This window comes from Williamsia sp. 1138, from assembly GCF_002095435.2.
Classification (GTDB): domain Bacteria; phylum Actinomycetota; class Actinomycetes; order Mycobacteriales; family Mycobacteriaceae; genus Williamsia.
Genome location: NZ_MJEJ02000009.1, coordinates 1 through 14,526 on the forward strand (window position 1 = coordinate 1; position 14,526 = coordinate 14,526).

Sequence of the window (14,526 nt, forward strand, 5' to 3'; positions counted from 1 at the left end):
AGGTCGTCCCAGCACCAGCGGATGACGATGACGCCCAGGCGGGCGAGTTTTTGCTCGCGTTTCTTCTCACGTTCATATGCGTCGGCAATGGTCTCACCAGGTTTCAGGTAGCGGATGTACTTGGCGTAACCGTCGAACTCGCCGACAACCACGCCATCCCAGTCAAAATCGGTGCGTGCAACGAAGGCGCCTCTCGCGTCGAAAAACCTCTGTTGTAACCGGGGTCTCGGGATGTCACCGAAGGTGTGCATCAACGCGCGCGAAAGTGATTCACCGATGCTCTCCGCGTCGCCGTCGGCAATCGCGAACGCTCGAATCGCGTTGGCGACGCCCGCGCGACCGCGGCTGCGATCAAGGACCGACTCCACTTCAGCCCGCGTCGCACCCATCCGGAGGACGCCGTCGAAGGCGCAGACTGCTTGCAAGAAGCTGCCCTGCCTGGCCAGATCGACGGCTGTCCTTGCCAAGGAAGTGACCAGCAGGCCGTTGATCTCGACGACCTCGTCCGCGAGCCAGGGCGCGGCATGAAGGACGTTCGCCCGCCCCTTCTTTCGCCCTCCGGTCTTCCGGTTCGCGGTGAAGTGGACCCGTGTCGTCTTGCCGCCCAGCAACGGCAAGCCGTGCAGGACGGCGGCTGAATGATGACTGACGGCTTTCGACCCGTCGCCCGCATGCGCGGCGCCGAGTACGGTGCGGCGGTACTGCAACTGTTCACGCTCGTGGTCGGCCAGATCCTTCAGGTCGCAGCTGAATGTGTAAAAGCCACGGTAGAGCCGGATCAGCTGCCCGGTCTTGACCCGAACCCTCAGTGAGTCGTCCCCGTTGCCGACGGACGCAGCATCGCGTCGCCGGATGAGTCTGTTGTCATCAGAAGTGTTGTCCCCCATGAATCTGATGATGGTGGGTCAACGTGGTCTGCTCCGTGATCCTCATTGGTGAACGTCCGTCCTGGGGATGCCTGGGCAGACTGTGGACAACTGGGGATTCTCGCGTGGCTCGGCGGGGACAAAACCGTCGCGTAGAGGTCGTGTAGAGATGACGAACGCATGTAAACGCTTGTCCCGAGGATCCGTACGAATATGGGAGTCGACTGCAAACTGTGAGTAGTTCCGCTGCATCAGTTCGCCGGGCGGGCCTGTCGTGGTGAAGAGACACCGCTGCTGGAAGAGGTGGCAATGACAACGCTCGGTGTGTCTCGCGCCCGAGGCAAGGCGCTCCTTCCGATCTGGGCGTTGCGGTGGTTGCGGGGCCCGTGTTGCTTCTGGAGGCACGCTCATCCCAGAGTCACCGCCTACGCGCATGACCGACGCCAGCAGACTGTGGACAACTCAATCTGCTCCGGTTACAGAGAAATGCTCCACTTCCAGGGCCCTGGAAGTGGAGCATTCTTCTAGAAGTGGAGCAGATTCAGCTGAGGCGTTCGGTCTCCAAGCGGAAGCCGGCGCCGCGGAGGCGTTCGATGAGGACGTCGCCGATGGCGGCGGCGGTGGTGAGGACTCCGGTGCGCGGCGGCAGATCGTCGCGATGCAGGGCGAGCGACAGTGCGCTCTCGGCGAGCATCACCGCGGTGGCCTTGTACCCGGGGTCGCCCTTGGCGACCATCCGCGAGCGGTAACGCTTGCCGGTGGTGGTGGTCGTGTAGGTCTCGGTGGTGAAGTGACCCGACTCCCTGACCTTTTCTGTGGGTCCCTCGCCGGGTTTGGGAAGTATCCGGTCGAGGACGCTGCGGACGGGACCGATCGACATCGCGCCGAGGAAGGCGGTGGTGCCGGCGGCGACGGCGGCCGCGATGGCGGTGGAGACCACGGGGATACCACCGACGTACATCGCCTCGCCGTAGTGGAAGTCCTTGCCGTAGGCGTTGTTCAGGATGGCGTTGCTGCGACGTACGATCCGGGTGTTGTAACTCGCCATGAAGAACGGGGCAAGGGTGCCTCGCAGGCTCGGATCGACCTTGGATCCGCTGACCATGGCCATGTCGCCGGGCTCGGCACTACGTTTGATGCCGGCATATCCGCCCGGCTCGGTGGACAGGGCGTGTGGGTCGAGGAGGGTGCGACGGGTGTTCGCATCGCCGGCTTCCTTGGCGATGACCCGCATCGAATCGACGGTACCGCCGCTGATCCCGCCGCGGAAACTACGCACGACCATGGTGGTGTCGCCCATGGTGCCCTCGCCGTCCTCGGCGACCTTCTTGTGCAGCAGGTAGGCACCGATGTCGGATGGGACGGAATCGAATCCACAGGAGTGGACGATGCGGGCACCGTTGGAGGCCGCCTGATCATGGAACTTGTCGATCGAGAGCCGCACGAAGGGGACCTCGCCGGTCAGGTCGACGTAGTCGGTCCCGGCGTTGACGGTGGCGGCGAGCACGTTCTCGCCGTACTTCAGGTATGGCCCGACGGTGGTGCAGACGACGCGGGTGCGGGCGGCCATCGCATCGAGTGAGGCAGGCGAATCGCTGTCTGCGATCACCAGCGGCCACTCGTTCGCGGGCGCTGGGAGGTTGAAACGAACCTGTGCGAGCTTGTGCTCACTGCGGCCTGCCAGCGCGACCTTGGTCCCGGCGGGAGCATGTTTGGCCAGGTATTCGGCGGTCAGCTTGCCGACAAATCCTGTGGCCCCGTAAACGATGACATCGAACTCGCGATCACTCATGCCCACGACCTTACTGATTGGTAGGGCGACGACGCCGGTCGCCGATCCCCAGAACGAATTTGGCGCAGATGACTGTGGCGCGGTACGTCGGAAGATTCCCGTCGTACCGCGCCACGTGAGTCTGTCGTGACGGTCCGGGCCCCTACCCGGCAGCGGTCACTCGCTCATTTCGTGTCTAGTAGTAGTGCGCTCGCCCACCGACCTTGCGGCCGGTTGCGCCGAGGATCCAGAGGACCGCGCCGATGACGATCAGCACGATGCCGATGGTCCATAGAATTGAGATCCCGAAGACGAATCCGAGAATAAGAAGAAGTAAACCGAGAAGAATCATCGTTGATCTCCATACACCCCGAGTTGGAAGCGATCACGGACTTGGTCCGATCACACCTACGTGCCCCCATTGTCTTTGCACGGCTGCTGTGCCGGGGGTCACGCTCTGACTGAGTACCCCGGTGTCCGGACCATAAACCTACTTTTACTAAGAAATCTGATCAGGGAGATCGCAGAGCTAGACGGGCACGAGTTCTTCGGTCGCAGCAGCCCGTCTGCGGCGAAGCCACCAGTGATAGCCCCGGGCCGCGAAGGGCGCGATGAACAGCATGATGAGGACCCGAATCATCTGGGCGGCCACGATGAAGGCGATGTTGCCGCCGGTCGCCGACGCCGTCGCCAGTACCGCGTAGATCCCGCCTGGCGTCGTCGCGAGGTAGCAGTCGAACATGGACTCGCCGGTCCACAGGCTCAGCAGCACGCCCAGCCCGGCGCAGGCCGCAGCGATGACGACGATGAGAAGGGTTGCCAGCGGAAGGATCTTTCCGATCGCAACCAGCGAGGACCGGGTGAAACCCAACCCTGCCTGCCATCCGATGGCCGCGTACGCCAACTGCACGAGGATGATCGGGACCGCTGCCGACGAGGTGATGCCGAGGAGCTGGGCGGCCACGGTCAGGATCAGCGGTCCGAGCAGCCCTGCGGCGGGGAGGCGGATCAGCCGGCCCGCGAAGTAGCCGCCGACCGTGCAGACCACCAGCATCAGCAGGCCCCACCACTGGTTGCCGGTGGTGCCCGAGAACTCGCTGCCGCCGGAGATCGACTCGTGGAACACGAAGATCGCCACCAACGGCATCGACATCGTGATGATCGCGACCCGCAGGTACTGGATCACGGCGACGATGCGCTCGTCGCCACCGAGTTCGCGGGCCAGGGCCACCAGCCCCGAGGCGCCACCGGCGACCAGGGCCAGCGATCCCGTCAGTGGGTCGACCCGGCGATGCAGGCCCAGGAGGGCGCCGCCGATCACCGAGAGCGCGAGGGTCACGAACGCCATCGCAAGGACCGCCGGCCAATGCGACCCCAGGCCGGCGAGGGTGTCGGTGGAGATGAGGGTCCCGATGTAGACGCCGAGCACACCTTGCGCGGCCAGTCCGACCGAGCGGGGCATCGGCGGTTTGTCACCGTGCGCGCGGGGACCCCAGCCGACGATGGCCAGGGCCGCGGCGACAACAAGTCCGGCAAACAGGGCCGCTGACGGCACACCGACGGCAGACAGTCCGATGGACGCTCCGCCGGTGATCACCATCAGTCCGATCCACCGCAGCATGGTCCTGAGTCTACGCTTGCTATTTACTTGTCGCGAACTGGACAAATAGCAGCAGATACCAAGTATTGTCTTGGTATGAGTGAATCAGGGGCTCACCTGGGCGTTGTCGGTACCGAGGAGGCCACGTCGTTGCGCGAAGCAATGATGGCCGTGACCCGCCAGGCCAGGCGGCACCGGCCGGCACACGGGATGACCATGACGCAGGTCGGAATCCTCGGGGATCTGGATCGGCACGGCGTCAGCACCGTCGCCGAACTCGCCGAACGCGCGCAGGTGAAGGTGCAGTCGCTGACGCTGAGCATGAACAGACTCGAAGAGCTCGGCCTCATCACCCGTCGCGCCGACCCCGATGACCGGCGTCGCCAGCTCGTCGAACTGACCGCGGACGCCCACCCACTACTGGCCTCGGATCGCCGACAACGTGACGAGTGGCTGGCCCAGGCGATCAACACCCTCCCCGACACCGAACGTGGGCTCCTGATGCTCTGCATCCCGGTGCTGCGGCGGCTCGCGGAATCAGGCGGTGAAGTTCAGCCCGATGAGGGGTAGGCGAGGGGAATGTGCCCCCGGTGAGCGGCGAGGGGGACGAACTTCACCGGGTGCCTTCCCGCTGATACGGCTCACAGTGCCGCGGCTGCTGTGGAGCCTCGCGATGGTGCAGCGCCGGGATCGGCAGCACGGTCTCGCCGGAATGCACCGTGAAGGGCGTGCCGTGGTGCTGCACCTCCATCGGTTCGCCGTAGGTGAGTTGATAGGTCGCCTCGTCTGCCCCCACCCGGACCTCGATGCACCGGTCGCGCACGGCCAGGCGGAACGTCAGTCCATGCAAACGGGCGGGCAGACGCGGCGCGAACGTGATCGACCCGTTGTGGTCGCGCATGCCCCCGAAGCCGGCGACGCAGCACAGCCAGGTGCCGGCGAGCGAGGCGATGTGCAGGCCACTCGATGCATTGTGATGTAGGTCGTGCAGATCGGTCAGAGCAGCTTCGGCGAAGTAGTCGTACGCCAGGTCGAGATAGCCGACCTCGGCCGCGACGATCGATTGCGCACACGCCGACAGTGACGAGTCACGCACGGTGATCGGGTCGTAGTAGTCGAAGTTCTTGAGCTTCTGTTCCGGGGTGAACGCGTCGCCGCGGAGGTACATCGCGAGCACCAGGTCCGCCTGTTTGACGACCTGCTTTCGATAGAGGTCCTGGTACGGATAGTGCAGCAGCAGTGGGTAATTCTCTTCCGGGGTGTTTCCGAAGTCCCACAACGCCTGCCGGGTGAACGATTCGGATTGCTGGTGTACGCCCAAGGCCGGATCGAACACCACCAGCATGCGATCGGCGCAGTCGCGCCAGTACGCCATCTCCTCGTCGTCGACCCCGTGGTGGCGGGCGACGGACGGGTGTCTCTTGCAGGCGTCGGCGGCCTCGCGAAAGTTCTTCTGCGCCATCAGATTGGTGTAGACGTTGTTGTTTGCGACGGCTGAGTACTCATCGGGCCCCGTCACGCCGTCGATGCGGAAGTCTCCGCGCAGATCGTGGTGGCCGAGCGAAGCCCAGGAACGGGCGGTCTCGATCAGCAGCTCCACACCCTGGTTCACCTCGAACTGTTCATCCCCGGTCGCGGCGATGTATTGCGATACGGCATAGGCGATGTCGGCGTTGACGTGGACCGCAGCGCTCCCGGCGGGCCAGTAGCTCGAACACTCGTCTCCGTTGATCGAGCGCCACGGGAACATTGCGCCGACCTGGCCCAGCTCGACCGCTCGGGCCTTGGCCTTGTCCAGTGTCGAGTGTCGCCATCGGAGCGCGTCGGCGGCTGCCGCGGGCACGGTGTAGGTGAGAACCGGCAAGACGTAGGTTTCTGTGTCCCAGAAGGCATGTCCGTCGTAGCCGGGTCCGGTGAGACCCTTGCCGGGGATGGCGCGGGTCTCGCCGCGGGCTCCGGCCTGCAGGACGTGAAAGAGCGCGAACCGTACGGCCTGCTGCAGCTCGGCGTCGCCGTCGAGGGTGACGTCGGCCGAGCGCCAGAAGTCGTCGAGATACTTGCGCTGGCGGGCCAATAGCTCGTCCCAGCCGTTGTCGAGTGCTGTGGCGAGCGCGGCATCGACCTGTGCGCGCAACGCTGACGGTGATCGCTGACTCGACCAGCCGTAGGAGAGATACTTGATGACGGTGAACTTCTGTCCTGCTTGCACTTTCGCGGTCACCGTGAGCCGAGCGAGATCGTCGCTGAGGATCTCGCAGTTGACCGAATTGGTGCCCAGTAATTCATGATCCATGCCGGCTGCCATGCGGAGTCCGGACACCTTGGTGTGGTGTCCCAGGACGCCGCGGTGCCCCTTGGCTTCGGCGAAGTCGCCGACCAGTGGTCGGTCGAGGGCAGCGGCCAGTCGTGGATCGTTGCCCGGCCGCGGGACATCCTCGTTCGCGAGGAGGTCCGACTGCACCACGATCTCCATCTCGAGATCAAGCGGTTCGACCTCGTACCGGATGGCGGCGATGGCGCGCTCGGTGAACGAGACCAGGCGCGTCGAGCGCACCCGTACCTTCCGGCCGGTGGGGGAGGTCCAGTCGGTGACCCGCTCCAGGGTGCCCGCCCGGAAATCGAGCTTCCACTCGTGCTCGTCGGGGTTCCCATACCGCATGTCCATCGGCTCGTCTTCGACCAGCAGCCGGATGATCTTGCCGTTGGTCACATTGACGACCGTTTGGCCGTCCTCGGGATAGCCGTATCCGCCTTCGGCATAGGGCAATTCGCGTTGTTCGTAGAATCCGTTGAGGTAAGTGCCCGGATTGAAGACCGGCTCACCCTCCTCGAGGTTCGCGCGCATGCCGATATGCCCGTTCGACAGCGCGAAGATCGACTCGATCGCAGCCATCGCGTCGGGATCGGTACCCCGCCACGACAGATGCCAGGGCGCGACCTCGAATCCCGCGGGCCTCATGCGGGCTTCAGCAGGTCGGTGAGTGCGGTGACCACGACGTCGGCGCCACCGTTGCGGAGGTTGCTCGCATGAGTGTCACCTCCGGTTCGGTCGACCCCGACCACGTATCCGAAACCACCTGCGTGCCCGGCCTGCACCCCCGACACCGCGTCCTCGAAGACCGCGGCTTTCTCGGGCGGTACCCCCAGCGCATCGGCCCCGGCCAAGAACGAGTCGGGTGCCGGTTTCCCGACGAGCCCACGTTCGGCGATCACCTTCCCGTCGATGCGGGCGACGACGAACGGGGTCAATCCGGTTGCCTCCAAGATCTGTTCGCCGTTCTTCGACGACGTCACCACCGCGATCTGCAACGAGGCCTCCTGAGCTGCTTTCAAATATCTCACCGCATCGGAATAGGCTTCGGCGCCCTCTTTGTCGAGGAGTTCGAGGAACAGCTTGTTCTTCGCATCCCCGATCGACGCGACCGACGGCGCTGCTCCCTGCTGAGCCAGGGTGATGCCCCGCGACTGCAGGAAGCTGACGATGCCGTCGTCACGAGAGCGTCCGTCCACATAGGTGAGGTAATCGTCCTGGCTGAAGGGCCGCCGCTGTGCATCGGTCGCACCCGGGTACTCGGCCAGGAATGAGTCGAAGGCCTGCTTCCAGGCCTGACTGTGCACGACTGCGGTACTGGTGAGGACGCCGTCGAGGTCGAAGAGAAGTGCGGTGACGGAATCGGGTAGGCCAATCACGGGTTCGACCGTACCCGTGCTGCGGAATGGTTGCCCTGCGGCGCGCTCCACCGATGAGTTTCGTCGGTGGGAGGTGTCAGACTCATCGACAACAACTGGAGTGGGCAAAGGGGACAGTTCCATGGCGAAACTGCGAGTGCACAACATCACGATGTCGTTGGACGGCTTCATGGCCGGCCGTGACCAGACCGCTGACGCGCCTATGGGCGTCGGAACGGAAAAGTTGCACTCCTGGGTGTTCGACACCAAGTTCGGTCGCGCGATGATCGGCCAGGACGGTGGTTCGGAAGGCCTCGACAACGACTACCTCGAGCGCGGCGACGACGGTGTCGGCGCAACCATCATGGGACGCAACATGTTCGGGCCGATCCGCGATGAGTGGGATGACAGCGGCTGGCAGGGATGGTGGGGCGACACCCCGCCGTACGGTCACCCCGTCTTCGTGTTGACCCACTACCCGCGGGACCCACTGCCCATGAAGGGCGGCACCACCTTCAACTTTGTCGACGACGGTATCCACCGCGCGCTGGAGCAGGCGTTCGATGCGGCCGACGGTGCCGACGTGCGGCTCGGCGGGGGAGCGTCGGCGATTCGCCAGTACCTGGCAGCAGGATTGGTCGATGAGCTGCATCTGGTCATCTCGCCGGTGGTGATCGGTGGCGGTGAACGCATCTTCGACGGGCTGGACGCCGGGTGGCCGGCGGGTTTCGAAGTAGCCGAGTTCGTGCCGTCCGAGACAGTGACCCACGCGGTGTTGCGGAAGGTGTGACGCGACTGACCTGCGGGTCATGTGATCGGGTCGAGCTCCGCTCCGCTTCGTCTCGATAGACGGGTCGAGCTCCCCTCCGCTTCGTCTCGATAGACGGGTCGAGCTCCGCTCCGCTTCGTCTCCGGGTGATCGCGACCACGTCCGGCCCGAGGCTAGCCTGGTCTGATGAACCCTTCGACCCTGCAGGCGCGAGTGATCGTCGACGAGATGATCCGCGGTGGCGTCCGGGAGGCCGTGCTGTGCCCGGGGTCGCGGAACGCCCCGTTCGCGTTTGCGCTGCATGCGGCCGATGCCGCAGGTCAGCTGCGGTTGCATGTTCGGGTCGACGAGCGGACCGCCGGGTATCTCGCGCTGGGTCTCGCGGTCGCGTCCGGCCAGCCCGTACCCATCGTGATGACCAGCGGGACCGCGGTGGCAAACATGAGTCCGGCCGTGTTCGAGGCCAACTATGCACGCCAGCCACTGATCGTCGTCAGCGCAAACCGGCCCTACGAGCTCCTGGGGTCGGGTGCGAATCAGACCATCGAACAGTTCGGGATCTTCGGAACGCAGGTGCGCGCTGCGATCAGCCTCGGTCTTGCCGAGCAGAACCTCGACACCAACAGTCAGTGGCGTTCGGGCGTGGGCCGCGTCCTGGCCGCGGCCCGTGGCGCCCGGACCGGCAATGCCGGGCCCGTCCAGTTCGACATCCCGCTGCGCGAGCCGCTGGTACCCGACGCCGGGGTCGCGCCCACCGACGATCTCGGCGAGTACTCCGGACGTCCCGGCGGTGCGCCGTGGACCGTCACCGCCGTCGGCAAACTCGATGTACCCGTCGAGATCGACATCACCGAGCCGACCGTGGTGGTCTCAGGTCACGGTGCCGGCTATCGGCCCGAGCTCGCCGCGCTGCCGACCGTGGCGGAACCGACTGCCCCGGCACCACAGAATCCGTTGCACCCCTTGGCATTGTCAGCGCTTCGGCCGACCCAGGCGATCATCTGCGGTCGACCGACCCTGCATCGACAGGTGTCGACCCTGCTCGCCGACCCCGAGGTGCGGGTGTACGCGCTGACCACCGGCCCGCGCTGGCCGGACGTGTCCGGCAACGTCCTGGCCACCGGATCGCGGGCCGTCACCAGCGGTGAACCCGACGAGGCGTGGATCAAGTCGTGCGCGCAGGCGCATCAGCGTGCGGTGAGCGCGGTGGATGTGGAGCTGGAACAGTCCGAACACGTCACCGGATTGCACGTGGCGAAGGTGGTCAGCGCCGCGATGGCACCCGGTGAGCAGCTGGTGGTGGGGGCGTCGAACCCCATCCGCGACGTTGCGCTGGCCGGTCACGTGGGCGCCGACGTGCGAGTGCTCTCCAATCGAGGGGTCGCGGGGATCGACGGCAACGTCTCGACCGCCATCGGTGCCGCGCTCGCCGCCGATGTGCGGACCGTCGCACTGATGGGCGACCTCACCTTCGTGCACGACGCGACCGGACTGCTGATCGGCCCGGCCGAACCACGTCCGCGCCGCCTGACGATCGTCGTCGCCAACGACGACGGCGGCGGCATCTTCGGGCTTCTCGAGCAGGGCGATCCCAGGTTCGAGGGCAAGGACTACCTCGGTGCGTACGAGCGCGTGTTCGGTACGCCGCATCACACCGACCTGGCCGCGGTCTGCGCCGGCTTCGGCACGCCGCACCGGGTGGTCTCGCTGGCGGAGCTGCCCGCGGTGCTCAATTCCCCGAGCGAGGGGATCGAGGTGATCGAAGTTCGCACCGACCGGTCCCGGCTGCGGGCGCTGCACGCCGCGATCCGCGCAAGGTTGTAATCGCCCCGCCGATCAGGCCCTTCCAGCCCGGTGCGCGGCGGTAGAGGCCGGTCACCGCGATGGATTGGGGGCGTCGATGACCGGTTGACTATTGTGGCGTCATGTCTCCCACCGTGCTGCGCCGAGTCCAACTCGGCCTGATCTCGCTGGGAGTGGTCATCACCATCATGATGGCGATCATGGTGGCCGGGACGTACCGCGACGACGTCCTCATCAACAAGGACGAGGCGACCGCCGTGGCCGAGGTGGTCAGTGCGACCCCGACGAAGGCCACCGTCAACTTCTCCACCCCGGACGGCATGTTCCACAGCCCCCGCCTCGGTGTCTTCTACCCGGGGCGGCTGGCAGAGGGACAGCGGATCAGTATCGAGTATTCGCGGGCGAGTCCCGAGTTGGTGCGGGTCGCTGGTCGAAACGCAAGCCTGGCGATCGTGCCTGCGCTGTCGGTGCTGCTGTATTCGTATCTGGTCATCGGTGCGCTCATGGTGCTGTTCGCGGAAGTCTCCCGCCGCAAGGGGGGTGGAGCGGAGCTCGACAAGGGACGTTCATCCGAGGTTCCACCAGAGGTCACGGCGACGAAGACCTCCTGACATTTGCCCTGTCCACACTGGGCATCGTGCGAGTGGCAATTGTGTCCGAGAGTTTTCTCCCGAACGTGAATGGCGTCGTCAACTCCGTCCTGCGGGTGGCCGAGCATTTCGACCACACCGGACACGAGGCGATCATCGTCGCGCCCGATACGCCGTGGTCGATGCGGCGAACTGCCCGCGAGACGTCGGGGCCGAGTCGGGTGACCGGTGCCGACGTCCACTACATCCCGTCGGTGATGGTGCCGAAGGTGAGTTCGCTGCCGGTCGGTGTGCCGGCGCCATCGATGTTCCGCGTTCTCGCCGACTTTCAGCCCGACATCGTCCATCTCGCGTCGCCGTTCGTGGTCGGAGCAGCCGGTGCTGCGGCCGCACGTCGCTTGGACGTTCCCGCGGTCGGGGTGTTCCAGACCGACGTCGCCGGATTCGCGGCCAGTTATGGCATGAAGCTCGGCACCCGGGCTGCCTGGGCATGGACCCGCAAGCTGCACGGTGCCTGCGATCGAACGCTGGCGCCGTCGACGGTTTCAGTGAAGGCCCTTCGCGATCAGGGTATTCCGCGGGTCTTCCAGTGGGGCCGCGGTGTCGACGCCGAGCGTTTCAATCCTGGGCGTCGCGACGAGGAATTGCGCGCCCAATGGAGTCCGGACGGCAAGTTGATAGTCGGATTCGTGGGCCGGCTCGCACCGGAGAAACATGTGGAACGGCTCGCGATCCTGTCCGGCCGCAGCGACATGCAACTCGTGATCGTCGGCGGCGGACCCGAACGCGCACGACTCCAACAGATGATGCCGGACGCCGTCTTCACCGGTGAACTGCGTGGCCTCGACCTCGCCCGTGCCTACGCCAGTCTCGACGTGTTCGTGCACGCGGGCGAACACGAGACGTTCTGTCAGGCCGTGCAGGAGGCGATGGCCAGCGGGGTCCCGGCCATCGGACCGGACGCCGGTGGTCCGCGGGACCTGATCGGCCACTTCCGGACCGGTTATCTTCTTCCGGTAGAGGGTTTTTCGGAGCGTCTGGTCGATGCCGTCGGAACTCTGCAGGACGCCGGCGTCCGCGCCGACTTCGGCTCAGCCGCCCGCCGCTGGGTGCAGGGTCGCACGTGGGCGGCCATCAGCGACCAGCTGCTGGGGCACTACGACGCGGTGCTCGGCCGGGACCTGGTTGCGCGCCGGTCGGCGTAGGTCGTCGCTGTCGCGATGACGGACACAAACCCACCTCTTCTGGTCAAACCCACGAGGCGCAGACCCGTGGGTTTGACTGGAACGAGTGGGTTTGTCGCGACGCGGTAGCGTGGCACTCATGTCACGTGCATCGCTGGCCAAAGAGCCCGCCGACGTCGCCGCAATGTTCGACGGAGTCGCCGGGCGGTACGACCTGACCAACACGGTGCTCTCGTTCGGCCAGGACCGCGGATGGCGCACGGCGACCCGCAAGGCCCTGGCGCTCGGCCCCGGCGACGTCGTCCTCGATCTCGCGGCCGGGACGGCTGTCTCCACCGTGGAACTGGCCCGCTCGGGCGCCGAGTGCGTCGCAGCCGACTTCTCTCTGGGGATGCTCAAAGCGGGGGCGAAGCGGCCTGTCCCGAAGGTTGCCGCAGACGCGCTGCATCTCCCGTTCGGCGACGAAACCTTCGATGCTGCGACGATCTCGTTCGGACTGCGCAATGTCGCGGACGTCGACGTCGCATTCGCAGAGCTGTTCCGCGTCCTCAAACCAGGTGGGCGAGTGGTGATCTGCGAGTTCTCGACCCCGGTCTTCAACCCGATGCGCGTGGTCTACATGGAGTATCTGATGAAGGCGTTGCCCGCGGTGGCAACAAAGGTGTCGAGCAACCCGGAGGCATACGTCTACCTCGCGGAGTCGATCCGGGAATGGCCCGATCAGCCGGCGCTGGCCCAGCGCATGCGCGATGCCGGGTTCAACGAGGTTCGTTGGCGAAATCTGACCTTCGGCATCACTGCGCTGCACCGGGGTCTCAAGCCCCGCTAGCCCCGGAATTGGTGGGTTCTGGCGACTCCCACCTGGGGCAAATTCATACGGTCAACGCAACACTGACTGCTTGGAGGTTGCGATGGGTAGACGTCCGTTTGATATTGCTATTCGGTTTGGGTTCTTCGATCTGCTTTGTACGGGGTCGACGAAGGATTTTGCGGCTCGGGTAATGGGCGTGTCGAACAGCACTGCCGACCGCTGGTGGGCGAATGCTGGCGGCATGACACTGATGAAGGGCGGAGTAGGCGGCCTGGCGGTTGTGGTCGACGACGATGGCACTGAGACGCGTGGGCATCGACTGGGGTTGGGCGAGCGGATCGAGATCCAGTCGGCGCTGCAACGCGATCTGGGCGTCACTGAGATCGCGATACTCATAGGTCGGCCGCGGACGACGGTGTGGCGTGAGATCGGCCGCAACTCGAACGCCGACGGCACGTATCACGCGCTGATGGCGCACCAGCGATCCAAGGTCAATGCGTTGCGGCCTAAAGCATTCAAGCTCGATGGCCACCCCGAACAGCAGATGATAGAAGACTCATTTGACGACGGGTGGAGTCCCAAGCTTGTGTCGCATTCGCTCAAGATTCAGTTCCCCAACGACAAGGCGCATCAAATTAGTTACGAGACGCTGTACAACACGTTGTACGTCCAGTCGCGTGGGTCGTTGCGGGCGGACCTGTACAAGACTCTGTCCACCAGTAGGCCGGCGCGCAAGTCGCGAATCAGCGCGAGTCGACAGGGCAAAATCTACGACAAAGCCCTCAAGATCGTTGACCGCCCTGACGTGAAAGATCGCAAGGTTCCGGGGCATTGGGAAGGTGACCTGATCATGGGGTCCGGTGGCACAGCGATCGGGACGTTGGTCGAACGAACCTCCCGGTTCGTGATCTTGCTGCACCTGCCGGGCAATCACCAAGCCGATACCGTTGCTGGCGCGATGATCACAGCGATGGGAGACTTGCCCGCCCACATACGGCGATCCATTACCTGGGATCGCGGCACCGAGCTCGCCGCCTACGACCGGATTCAGCTCGAACTCCAAGCGCCTGTGTACTTTTGCGATCCACACTCACCGTGGCAGCGCGGTAGCAACGAGAACACCAACCGGCTTCTGCGCCACTGGTTCGCCAAAGGCAGCGACCTGAGCGTGCACACCGCAGCCGACGTCGCCCGCGTCGCTGCGACCCTCAACAGACGGCCGAGGGAAACCCTGGAGTGGAAAACTCCGGCCCAAGCCTTGACGGAACTACTTGCCGTACACGCCGCCGCCTAAGTACATCCATACCCCGTCCCTGCCCTCGAACCGGAAGCAAGAACAACTACCCCAAGCCACTCCACAGGCGACGCGGGTCGATCACCCACGCCGCCAGCCCGGAGTCTTCCAAGCCCATCAAGAAGTCACCGCTAAGACCAGCTCGTTGCGTTGACCACTTGACTTTGCC

At 65.1% G+C, this 14,526-nt stretch carries 13 protein-coding genes; 7 read left to right on the forward strand and 6 right to left on the reverse strand.

Translation table 11 applies throughout. From position 1 onward, the window contains the following. The 4 genes from BH683_RS00155 to BH683_RS00170 form a co-directional block, all read right to left on the reverse strand. Nucleotides 1–887: type IV toxin-antitoxin system AbiEi family antitoxin domain-containing protein (locus BH683_RS00155; protein ID WP_084834262.1), on the reverse strand; the 887-nt coding region annotated here is incomplete at its 3' end. 520 nt (nucleotides 888–1,407) lie between these two features. Beyond that, nucleotides 1,408–2,658, reverse strand: a complete 1,251-nt coding sequence (locus tag BH683_RS00160; protein WP_084834263.1) for a saccharopine dehydrogenase NADP-binding domain-containing protein — start codon at nucleotides 2,656–2,658, stop codon at nucleotides 1,408–1,410. Nucleotides 2,659–2,833: 175 nt separating this feature from the next. Then, a complete protein-coding gene (locus tag BH683_RS28545) occupies nucleotides 2,834–2,989 on the reverse strand; it encodes a DUF6131 family protein (RefSeq protein ID WP_094647162.1) in 156 nt (51 codons plus the stop codon). 177 nt (nucleotides 2,990–3,166) lie between these two features. Beyond that, nucleotides 3,167–4,258, reverse strand: a complete 1,092-nt coding sequence (locus BH683_RS00170; RefSeq protein WP_084834264.1) for an AbrB family transcriptional regulator — start codon at nucleotides 4,256–4,258, stop codon at nucleotides 3,167–3,169. 75 nt (nucleotides 4,259–4,333) lie between these two features. Between BH683_RS00170 and BH683_RS00175 the strand changes: the two genes are divergently transcribed. After that, entirely contained in the window at nucleotides 4,334–4,807 is a 474-nt protein-coding gene (locus tag BH683_RS00175) for a MarR family transcriptional regulator (protein ID WP_084834265.1), read from the forward strand. Nucleotides 4,808–4,850: 43 nt separating this feature from the next. Here BH683_RS00175 and BH683_RS00180 read toward each other — a convergent pair whose 3' ends face one another. Further along, nucleotides 4,851–7,196 (reverse strand): glycosyl hydrolase family 65 protein, encoded by a 2,346-nt coding sequence (locus BH683_RS00180; protein WP_084834266.1) that lies wholly within the window; start codon nucleotides 7,194–7,196, stop codon nucleotides 4,851–4,853. Beyond that, nucleotides 7,193–7,927, reverse strand: a complete 735-nt coding sequence (locus BH683_RS00185; RefSeq protein ID WP_084834272.1) for a beta-phosphoglucomutase family hydrolase — start codon at nucleotides 7,925–7,927, stop codon at nucleotides 7,193–7,195. Before BH683_RS00185 ends, BH683_RS00180 begins: the two co-directional genes overlap by 4 nt. A 121-nt stretch (nucleotides 7,928–8,048) precedes the next feature. Here BH683_RS00185 and BH683_RS00190 point away from each other — a divergent pair, with 121 nt between their 5' ends. The 6 genes from BH683_RS00190 (at nucleotide 8,049) to BH683_RS00215 (ending at nucleotide 14,357) form a co-directional block, all read left to right on the forward strand. Continuing rightward, nucleotides 8,049–8,696 (forward strand): dihydrofolate reductase family protein, encoded by a 648-nt coding sequence (locus tag BH683_RS00190; protein ID WP_084834267.1) that lies wholly within the window; start codon nucleotides 8,049–8,051, stop codon nucleotides 8,694–8,696. Between the two features lie 165 nt (nucleotides 8,697–8,861). Then, nucleotides 8,862–10,499: a 2-succinyl-5-enolpyruvyl-6-hydroxy-3-cyclohexene-1-carboxylic-acid synthase gene (menD, locus tag BH683_RS00195; RefSeq protein WP_084834268.1), complete on the forward strand. Its 1,638-nt coding sequence runs from the start codon at nucleotides 8,862–8,864 to the stop codon at nucleotides 10,497–10,499. Nucleotides 10,500–10,600: 101 nt separating this feature from the next. Beyond that, entirely contained in the window at nucleotides 10,601–11,089 is a 489-nt protein-coding gene (locus BH683_RS00200; RefSeq protein ID WP_084834269.1) for a hypothetical protein, read from the forward strand. A gap of 26 nt (nucleotides 11,090–11,115) precedes the next feature. Continuing rightward, nucleotides 11,116–12,273 carry a glycosyltransferase family 1 protein gene (locus BH683_RS00205; RefSeq protein WP_084834270.1) on the forward strand — a complete coding sequence of 386 codons (1,158 nt, stop codon included), beginning with the start codon at nucleotides 11,116–11,118 and terminating at the stop codon, nucleotides 12,271–12,273. 118 nt (nucleotides 12,274–12,391) lie between these two features. After that, nucleotides 12,392–13,081: a demethylmenaquinone methyltransferase gene (locus BH683_RS00210; RefSeq protein ID WP_084834273.1), complete on the forward strand. Its 690-nt coding sequence runs from the start codon at nucleotides 12,392–12,394 to the stop codon at nucleotides 13,079–13,081. Between the two features lie 223 nt (nucleotides 13,082–13,304). Continuing rightward, entirely contained in the window at nucleotides 13,305–14,357 is a 1,053-nt protein-coding gene (locus BH683_RS00215; RefSeq protein ID WP_246833120.1) for an IS30 family transposase, read from the forward strand. Nucleotides 14,358–14,526 lie beyond the last annotated feature (169 nt).

Excerpts from the sequence above, each read along its gene's own strand:
- BH683_RS00160 (WP_084834263.1), bottom strand. The coding sequence starts at position 2,658 with ATGAGTGATCGCGAGTTCGATGTCATCGTTTACGGGGCCACAGGATTT.
- BH683_RS28545 (WP_094647162.1), bottom strand. The coding sequence starts at position 2,989 with ATGATTCTTCTCGGTTTACTTCTTCTTATTCTCGGATTCGTCTTCGGG.
- BH683_RS00170 (WP_084834264.1), bottom strand. The coding sequence starts at position 4,258 with ATGCTGCGGTGGATCGGACTGATGGTGATCACCGGCGGAGCGTCCATC.
- BH683_RS00175 (WP_084834265.1), top strand. The coding sequence starts at position 4,334 with ATGAGTGAATCAGGGGCTCACCTGGGCGTTGTCGGTACCGAGGAGGCC.
- BH683_RS00180 (WP_084834266.1), bottom strand. The coding sequence starts at position 7,196 with ATGAGGCCCGCGGGATTCGAGGTCGCGCCCTGGCATCTGTCGTGGCGG.
- BH683_RS00190 (WP_084834267.1), top strand. The coding sequence starts at position 8,049 with ATGGCGAAACTGCGAGTGCACAACATCACGATGTCGTTGGACGGCTTC.
- menD (WP_084834268.1), top strand. The coding sequence starts at position 8,862 with ATGAACCCTTCGACCCTGCAGGCGCGAGTGATCGTCGACGAGATGATC.
- BH683_RS00200 (WP_084834269.1), top strand. The coding sequence starts at position 10,601 with ATGTCTCCCACCGTGCTGCGCCGAGTCCAACTCGGCCTGATCTCGCTG.
- BH683_RS00210 (WP_084834273.1), top strand. The coding sequence starts at position 12,392 with ATGTCACGTGCATCGCTGGCCAAAGAGCCCGCCGACGTCGCCGCAATG.
- BH683_RS00215 (WP_246833120.1), top strand. The coding sequence starts at position 13,305 with ATGACACTGATGAAGGGCGGAGTAGGCGGCCTGGCGGTTGTGGTCGAC.